Source organism: Pseudoalteromonas sp. S558 (assembly GCF_005886635.1).
Lineage (GTDB): Bacteria > Pseudomonadota > Gammaproteobacteria > Enterobacterales > Alteromonadaceae > Pseudoalteromonas > Pseudoalteromonas aliena.
This window is the reverse complement of record NZ_PNDU01000454.1, coordinates 1-7,954: the sequence shown is the minus strand read 5'-3', so window position 1 is coordinate 7,954 and position 7,954 is coordinate 1. Positions and strand designations below refer to the sequence as shown.

Annotated in this window: 9 protein-coding genes; 5 read left to right on the top strand and 4 right to left on the bottom strand. The window is 39.2% G+C overall.

The annotated features are described in order from the left end of the window. Nucleotides 1-221: 221 nt before the first annotated feature. On the top strand, nucleotides 222-1,388 hold the full coding sequence (locus CWB66_RS20730; RefSeq protein ID WP_077537360.1) for a M23 family metallopeptidase: 1,167 nt from the start codon (nucleotides 222-224) through the stop codon (nucleotides 1,386-1,388). Further along, nucleotides 1,378-1,860 carry a bactofilin family protein gene (locus CWB66_RS20725; RefSeq protein WP_077537359.1) on the top strand — a complete coding sequence of 161 codons (483 nt, stop codon included), beginning with the start codon at nucleotides 1,378-1,380 and terminating at the stop codon, nucleotides 1,858-1,860. Before CWB66_RS20730 ends, CWB66_RS20725 begins: the two co-directional genes overlap by 11 nt. Before the next feature lies 1 nt (nucleotide 1,861). On the opposite strand, the gene CWB66_RS20720 is transcribed toward CWB66_RS20725, so the two are convergent. Further along, complete coding sequence (locus tag CWB66_RS20720; protein WP_077537358.1) at nucleotides 1,862-2,335, bottom strand: hotdog fold domain-containing protein; 474 nt, start codon at nucleotides 2,333-2,335, stop codon at nucleotides 1,862-1,864. A gap of 182 nt (nucleotides 2,336-2,517) precedes the next feature. On the opposite strand from CWB66_RS20720, the gene CWB66_RS20715 reads away from it, so the two are divergent. The 3 genes from CWB66_RS20715 to CWB66_RS20705 are packed head-to-tail and all read left to right on the top strand — an operon-like array spanning nucleotide 2,518 to nucleotide 4,860. Beyond that, nucleotides 2,518-3,714 carry a multidrug effflux MFS transporter gene (locus CWB66_RS20715; protein WP_077537357.1) on the top strand — a complete coding sequence of 399 codons (1,197 nt, stop codon included), beginning with the start codon at nucleotides 2,518-2,520 and terminating at the stop codon, nucleotides 3,712-3,714. Then, complete coding sequence (locus CWB66_RS20710) at nucleotides 3,714-4,358, top strand: LysE family translocator (RefSeq protein ID WP_138586929.1); 645 nt, start codon at nucleotides 3,714-3,716, stop codon at nucleotides 4,356-4,358. The genes CWB66_RS20715 and CWB66_RS20710 overlap by 1 nt, the downstream gene beginning before the upstream one ends. A 37-nt stretch (nucleotides 4,359-4,395) precedes the next feature. After that, the gene (locus CWB66_RS20705; protein WP_077537355.1) at nucleotides 4,396-4,860 is read left to right on the top strand and encodes a methylglyoxal synthase; all 465 of its coding nucleotides are present in this window, start codon (nucleotides 4,396-4,398) and stop codon (nucleotides 4,858-4,860) included. An 18-nt stretch (nucleotides 4,861-4,878) separates the two neighbouring features. On the opposite strand, the gene yegD is transcribed toward CWB66_RS20705, so the two are convergent. From yegD to CWB66_RS20690, 3 genes are all read right to left on the bottom strand, one after another. After that, a complete protein-coding gene (gene yegD, locus CWB66_RS20700; RefSeq protein WP_138586928.1) occupies nucleotides 4,879-6,243 on the bottom strand; it encodes a molecular chaperone in 1,365 nt (454 codons plus the stop codon). A 62-nt stretch (nucleotides 6,244-6,305) separates the two neighbouring features. After that, nucleotides 6,306-7,148 (bottom strand): DNA ligase, encoded by an 843-nt coding sequence (locus CWB66_RS20695; protein ID WP_077538964.1) that lies wholly within the window; start codon nucleotides 7,146-7,148, stop codon nucleotides 6,306-6,308. 32 nt (nucleotides 7,149-7,180) lie between these two features. Further along, the gene (locus CWB66_RS20690; protein WP_138586927.1) at nucleotides 7,181-7,837 is read right to left on the bottom strand and encodes an HAD family hydrolase; all 657 of its coding nucleotides are present in this window, start codon (nucleotides 7,835-7,837) and stop codon (nucleotides 7,181-7,183) included. Nucleotides 7,838-7,954: the final 117 nt, after the last annotated feature.

Sequence of the window (7,954 nt, the reverse complement as noted above, 5' to 3'; positions counted from 1 at the left end):
ATAACCTGAATTCTGGATAATAAATCTATCTCGAGCAGCTATTTTCAGCGCTAACTGCGTTGAGTTCAGGTTAAATAGTATAAAAAACACAATGAGTTATAAATGGGCTGCTGAATAAAAGCAGCCCTTTTTTATTAATTTTTGAGTGGTTACAATTTATTTCTGGCTTTTTAGGCTCAGATTGATATCTTAATTCGGTTAATAGCCAGTGTTTATATGCCATGTTAGTATTTATAAAATCTTTTTATCATAAATTTTTCCCAGCTCGTCAGCTGCTTATTCGTCAAAATGGCGAAGTTAAGCATGTTCTTTTAGCACCTTGGCTTCAATTTTTTGCTGTATTGCTTATTTTAGGAACTGTCACATGGATGAGTATTTCTAGTTTTCGTGTTTATTCGCAAACAAATCAGATCTCAAATATTGAGCAAAGCCAACAAGATAAGCAAACTCTTTGGAAGAAAAAAACGAGTGATCAACACGCACTTTACATAAAGCAACTAGAACAACTTGAAGTGCTAGAGCAAAAACAGGCGCTGCTACAAAATATGATCGAATCGTTGCCGGCCTCTATTAGTAAAGAGTCCATAAAACTTGATACCGATCTAAAATTACCAATCAACGAAAATGAAAACGAATTTCATGAGCCGTTAATAGATGATAACGCACAAGAAAACGCTGCGCTCAAATTAAATACAACGGTTGACTTTGCGCAGCGAACAGCACATTTAAACCTGCAATACGAAAATAGCTTTAGTCAACTCGATGAGCAAATAAGCATTCGACGTAAAGCTATTGTAGCAATGTTAAAAGGCGCTGGTCTTGAATCAGTGCTTGAAAAGCGTTTAGCGTTAGGCGATCAAACAGTTGCACAAGGTGGTCCTTTTGACACATTTGACGAAACTAAAATACCTAAGCACTTTCTAGCGGTTGTAGACAAATTATTATTATTAAATAACTTAGAAAGCTTTTTAACTGAGTTGCCAAACACGCTTCCATTACCTGCTAAAAAGTATTATATCTCAAGCGGTTTTGGTCTTCGTAACGATCCTATGAACAGTCGTCATGCGTTTCACAAAGGGGTGGATTTTGCAGGTTGGCACAAAACAGAAATATTTGCTCCAGCAGACGCCGTCGTACTTAGAGCTGGCCGTAATGGCGGTTATGGTAACTTTATAGAGCTTAAACATAAAAATGGCTTAGTAACACGTTTTGGCCACTTAAATAAAATTAATGTGAAAAAAGATCAAACAATTTCTAAAAATGATGTTATTGGTTTAATGGGCAGTACAGGACGAAGTACTGGCACTCATTTACACTACGAAGTGTTACTTAATGGCAAACAAGTCAATCCTCTAAAAATAACAAAGGCGTTTTCTAGTGTTCAGTAAAAAAAAGCAGAAAGTAGATAATTCATCTTTAAAAAGAGTATCTCATACTCCTTCAATTATTTCTGAAGATGTACGTATGACGGGCACATTAATCAGCCAAGGCGAAGTACAGTTAGATGGCCGCATTGATGGCGATATTAAAGCTGAGCATTTAGTTATAGGCTCTACCGGTATTGTCGAAGGTGTAGTTGAAGCTAAAAGTGTTGTCGTTAAAGGTAAAATTATTGGCACTCTCAATGCGAGTGAGGTGAAAATTCAAGAAAGTGCGCATGTGCATGGCGATGTATTTCACGATACATTGAGTATTGATGCTGGGGCTATTATTGAAGGCAGTTTAAAACAACGCTTCGAAAAAGAAGAGGTTGAGCTTATTAGTGATAAGCTAAAACCAGCAAGTGAAGCCAAAATATTATTAGAGGAAGATAGCAGCAGCTTGTCATTTGTAAATAAACAAGCTACTGATAAAATTTAAGTTATTTTTTCTCAGTAATGTACATTGTAATATCTGCAGTGAAAACAAGCTCATTGCGGGTATTATAAAGTTTTACAGGCACCACTAAGTCTTCTTTATCAACCCATTTATGCGGTAAATCAATTTCAGCAATTGCTGTCACATCTGTATCCACTTTAGCTAAATACTGAACCGTCATACCTTTAGGGATCCAGCGATGTGTTTTAACTGGCACAGTGGCATCCACCATAACGCCAGCACACAACTCAGCTAAGTTACACTGGGCAATAGCATGAATAGTTCCAATGTGATTATGAACACTACGACGGTTTTTAACCACTGCGCTACAATGCCCTTCTCGTAAATCGAGTACATAAGGTTTCATAGAGCCAAAGTAAGGCGCTTTAAAACAAACAGCTTTAGTAAAAAGCCAATTACCAAAAGGTAAACGCTTAAACCTAAGCCACGTTTTTACAAGTGCGGATTTATTACTCATTATTATTTTCCATCAACGGTTACTTTTTTCAAATTAACACATCAGACCAGTTTAAAAAAGTGCATTTACTTTGCCTTTTAGCTTAATGTAAATAAAAAATAGAGCGGATAGCATCTACAGGGGTCATAAGCCCTTTCTTTTTTATGGGCGCCCACCTAAAATACTCGGCAAAAGGAGACTCAATGCAAACACAGCCCGCAAAACCAAATACGACTTTGTTACTTATCTTAGCGTTACTCGTTATATTTTGCCCTATGGCAATCGATATTTACTTACCCGCCTTTCCTACTATTGCAGAGCAATTTGCAGTTACAGAGCAACAAGTACAACAAACCGTTGCTATTTTTATGTTAACTGTTGGTTTAGGTCAATTAATTGCGGGACCGCTGGCGGATAGATTTGGTCGAAAACCTGTGGCTATTGTTGGAGTTAGTTTATACGCAAGTTCGGCATTGCTCGCTTACTACTCGCCTTCTTTTGATGTATTGATGATTGCACGCGCCTTTCAAGGTTTAGGAGCGTGTGCCACCTTTGTTGTCGCATTTGCGATAGTACGCGATAAATATGGTCCAGAACGCAGCGGGCAGATGATCACCTATCTAAATGGGATTGTGTGTTTTATTCCTGCAATGGCGCCTATTTTAGGTGCATGGCTGACCGTACAGTTTGGTTGGCGTATGAATTTTATGTTTTTAACCGTTTTTGCTATTGTCGGTCTTATTGTCACGCTATTCTTTTTTAGAGAAACACGCCCAGCCGATAGCCATTATCAAGGCCATATTTTAGATTTACGTCGCTTTACCCCAATTATTAAAACACCGGTATTTTTATTTAATAGTCTAATTTGTATGGTCGCGATGTCGGCTATTTTGGTTTATGTCACACTCGCGCCTGGCTGGATCATTACCCATTTAGGTGGCACGGTAGCTGATTTTACCTTTTGGTTTACGTTAAATGCTGTAATAAGTATTGTCGCGAGCTTTATATTACCAACGTACATTAAACGAAATAGCCAGCAAGCTTTGCGACTCGGTGTAAGTTTGTTGGTTTTTTCAGGTTTATTAATGCTTGCCCTTAGCAGTATAGAAACGGCGTTTGCACTTATGCTACCTATTTTAATTGCAGCATTAGGGTTTGCGTTAAGTTTAGGCTCTGCAGCAGGTATGGCTCTATCTAGCTTTCCTAAACAAGCAGGTACAGCCTCAGCATTACTGGGGGCAATGCAAATGAGCGGGGCCAGTATACTTGTCGTTTTAACTCAATTTTTAGGGCTAAGTACACCTTGGTTAATTGCTTTTCACCTTTTATTATTGGTGCCACTTTGGTTTATTTTAATGACTAAAAAAGCCCATACTTTACATCCGGCTAAAAGCGCATGATGATCAACCCTGACTTTTTACTCTCGTTTTTATTGGCTAGCTTTTTAATGGCGGTTGCACCGGGTCCATCCAATGCTTTTTTAATGGCGCAAACATTTGCTAACGGGCGCAGTGCAGGCATGCAAAGTGCCTTTGGTTTTGCTTTAGGCGGTGTAGTACATACTTTTTTAGCGGTAGTTGGTTTAAGCGCACTACTAAAAGCATCCGCTACAGCGTATGCAACAGTACAATATGCAGGAGCTGCATATCTGTGCTATTTAGGGCTTATGATGATTAAAGGCACATTGCACAAGCGTCAGCCAGCAGCTCATAATGAGCAATGTGATAAACCCCACGTGAGTACCAACAAAAAAAGTAATGTGATGTTCCAAGCCATGATGACTGAAGTATTAAATCCTAAAGTTGCATTGTTTTTTATTGCGTTTATTCCGCAATTTGTAGATCCCACACTTTCATCTGCTACTTTCCAACTGGCTTTTTTTGGCTTGCTCTACCCTATTTTTGCTTTTCCGATTGACTGTACGTATATTTATTTTGGCGATAAAATAGCACAATTTTTTAGAAGTAATCCCAATAGCCAACTTTGGATTGATAGGATCACCGGCTTAGTGTTCATCGCCCTTGCTATCAATCTATTATTTTAACTAACCTGCACTTTGGTTAACTAAAAAAAGAATCAACATGGAACAAAAAAGACAGTCTCTTCCCGCGCAAAAAAATATCGCGTTAGTTGCCCACGACGGTAAAAAAGCAGCATTAAAAGTATGGTGTGAAAAACACAAAAGCATACTAAGCAAGCACACTTTGTATGGCACCGGTACGACGGGGCATTTAATCCAAAAAACCACTGGTCTTGATGTAATTCAACTTTTAAGTGGCCCAATGGGTGGCGATCAACAATTAGGAGCAAAAATAGCAGAACATGAAATACATGTTTTGATATTTTTTTGGGATCCATTAGCATCGCAACCTCACGATCCTGATGTTAAGGCATTGCTGCGTTTAGCGGCTGTTTGGAATATACCCGTGGCGTGTAATGAGGTCAGTGCTGATATGCTATTAAGCTCACCGCTTATGGACGTTGAGCTTGAACGTACTTTGCCAGATTACGAAAAATACCTCGCAACCCGACAAATAGATATTTAAACCTGGGTATCATCCAAGTTATTTATAGAGCATGCTGGCCCATTTAGTTAGGCCAGCAGTTACACTACCAAAGTGATCTCCATTAACCATTTTTATATCACCTAAATGCTCGCTCAACGCGGCTTTAATTAAAGGTGACTGTGCACTACCACCTGTTAAATAAATAACGTCTGGGATAGTTGCAGCGTCACTGATGGCTTGTTTAGCAAGCGTCACAATTTGACTAATGCTACTCTCTACCGCAACAGATAGATCGTGCACTGATAGATTTTTATAAAGATCTTTATCTAAAAAACTTAAATCACAGTTAAATTCGCTTGCTGATGAAAGGGCTATTTTTGCAGCCTCACCTTGCTGTACTAGCTGATGACCTTGTTTATTTTGCTGTAAATGCATTAAACGTTTATAAAGCTCTGGTGCACTTACGTCACGTAATTGTGCATTTAACTCACGGGTATGGCTTTCGCTATAGAATTGGCTTTGTAGGTTTACGTCATTAATTTTACACGCTTGCCAAAATGCCTGATTTGGTAATGGTAATCCCGATTTAAACGTACTACCTAACCCCAGCAATGGCATTAAGCCGTGGTAACTCAATGCAATATCTAAATCATTTCCACCAACACGTTTACCACTGTGCGCTAAAAAATCAGCATCACGTTCACTGTTGCCCCTAAAGCTTGGCCCCATTTGTACAAATGAACAGTCACTTGTGCCCCCGCCAATATCTATAACAAGTACCTTTTGATCGTGTGTCAAATCACTTTCATAATCGATACCTGCGGCAAGTGGCTCATATAAAAAGGCAACATCTTTAAAACCAGCACGTTTGGCCGCACGCTCTAAAATACCCACGGCTTGTTGATTTGATTGCTCACCACCAACGGCCTGAAAATTTACCGGGCGACCAATCACTGTTTGTGTCAGCATTTTGCCTAAAGAGTGCTCAGCGCGCTGCTTAATTTTTAAGATCATTGCCGTAGCAATGTCTTCAAAAAAGTTAATTTGACCTTGTTTTAAACCTGTTGCACCAAAGAATGATTTAGGGGATTTAACAAAATAGCCTTCTTCAGGAAACTGCACGTACTCGCTGATCGCTTCACGACCAATAAATAGGGTGTCATCTGAGGGATGTAAATCAAGATCTGACTTAATACGAGGTAAGGTATTTAAAAGGGCTTGGCGTTGCGATATAAAGTCGTGTTCATGAGCCGTGCCATGTAAATGCTTAGCAACAAAATCAACCACCAGCGCACTGTGATGAGTGTAAAGTGTAGACGGTAAGTAATGCTTCCCTTGCTCTAGCGGTACCAATTGAACATTACCTTCGTTCATTACACCCATAGCACAATTAGAACTACCGTAATCAAAACCTACAAACATACTTCACCACACATTACCAAAAAGGCCGCGCAATTTAGCACACTTTGTGAAAATTATAAACGCTATAAACTATCTCTTACTCGTAAAAAACTGGCAAACCGCGGTAAACCATTTTTTGTTAAGCCATGAAACCGATACGTTACAGTGCTGCCAATCTCGGGCGGAATGGAGCGCTCAGCATCACTAAACCCAGTACCTATAGAAAACACCTGCCCTTGTGCTGTTTTTACCCTTAATGCACCTAGCATGCCTTGATACTTACCTTTACCTGGTAGATGTGCAATCACCACCGCTTCAGCATCCAAATAAGGCTTTAACTTTAATAATGTATTACTGCGCCCTGAACTATGTTTAGCAGAGGCTAAATGAAGCATTACACCCTCGCCGCCTTGTTGAGTGGTTTGTTTGAAGTACTTGGTGAGCTGTTCATTATTAGCAAAGCGGAATTGCTCGACTGCATCAATATGAGGGGCGTTTAAACGAGTAATAAGCTTACTATAATTTTGGTAGCGAATACTAAAAGGCAAAGCTGCATCAGGCATATCAAATACTTTATAAGTAATTGTTTGCCAATCATGGTTATTAGGTTTTTTTGTTCTTACGATGCCGCTCACCAGTGCGAAGTTTTCGCGCTCCACCCAAAGCTCCCCATCAAGCCATATATTTGGTAAAGGGGCTGTAAACCAACTCGGCGCATTTATAATATTACCTTTACGAGTAACAAACTCAGTGCCAGTCCATATGGCTCTTACGCCATCAAACTTTTCACTGACTAAATACTGACTGACCTCGTAATGCTTAGTTTCGTCGTATACTTTAGCTAATAAAACAGACGGTTGTGCTGCACTTATACATTGCGTAAAAAGTACAGCTATAATTAAAAGCATGTATTTAATCGTCATTATTGGCGCATCCAAGCTAGAAAAGTTGGCTTAAACTATAGTTGAGATTGCACCCATTGCCAAAACTCACCTAAGTTATTCATACAGTATGTAGAATGACTAAAGTCATGGCTTTGAGTATGTTTATTAGCAATAGCGACAACACGTAAAGAGGCATTGTTGGCCGCCGTAACGCCGGTGAATGTATCCTCAACAGCAATTGCATTGCCTGCCTGTATATTTATCTGCTTAAGCGCGAGAGTGTAAGGATCCCCTGCTGGCTTTGGATTCACTACATCATCTTTTGTCACAACCGTGTCAAATAATTCATAAAAGCCTAAACCTTTGAGTATTGGTATGGCCTCACTTTTAGCACTGCCTGTCACTAACGCCATTTTAAGTCCACTATTTTTTACCGCCTTTAAGGTTTGCTCAGTAAATGGCATAAGCGCTGGTAAATGTGTTATTACATATTCACCAAACAAGCGGTATTTTTCATCTGCTAAAAATTGTGCGGTTACTGATAAGTTATGCTCTTGTTTAATTTCAATTGCGGCCTCTAAAGTCGGACGACCTGAAAAACGCTGACAAAAATCATCTTCTGTATAACTAACGCCATAAGGCTTAAGTAATTTACTCCAACATACAAAGTGCATACTTTCTGAATCGACTAATGTGCCGTCCATATCAAATAATATTGCTTTTAAAGTCATCCTCATTCCTTATTTAACCTGAGCTAAATTTTGGCAATAAAAAAGGCGCTTTAAGCACCTCTATCATTAAAATTATACCAATTGCATTAAATTAGTGAACTATTATAGCGATAAGAA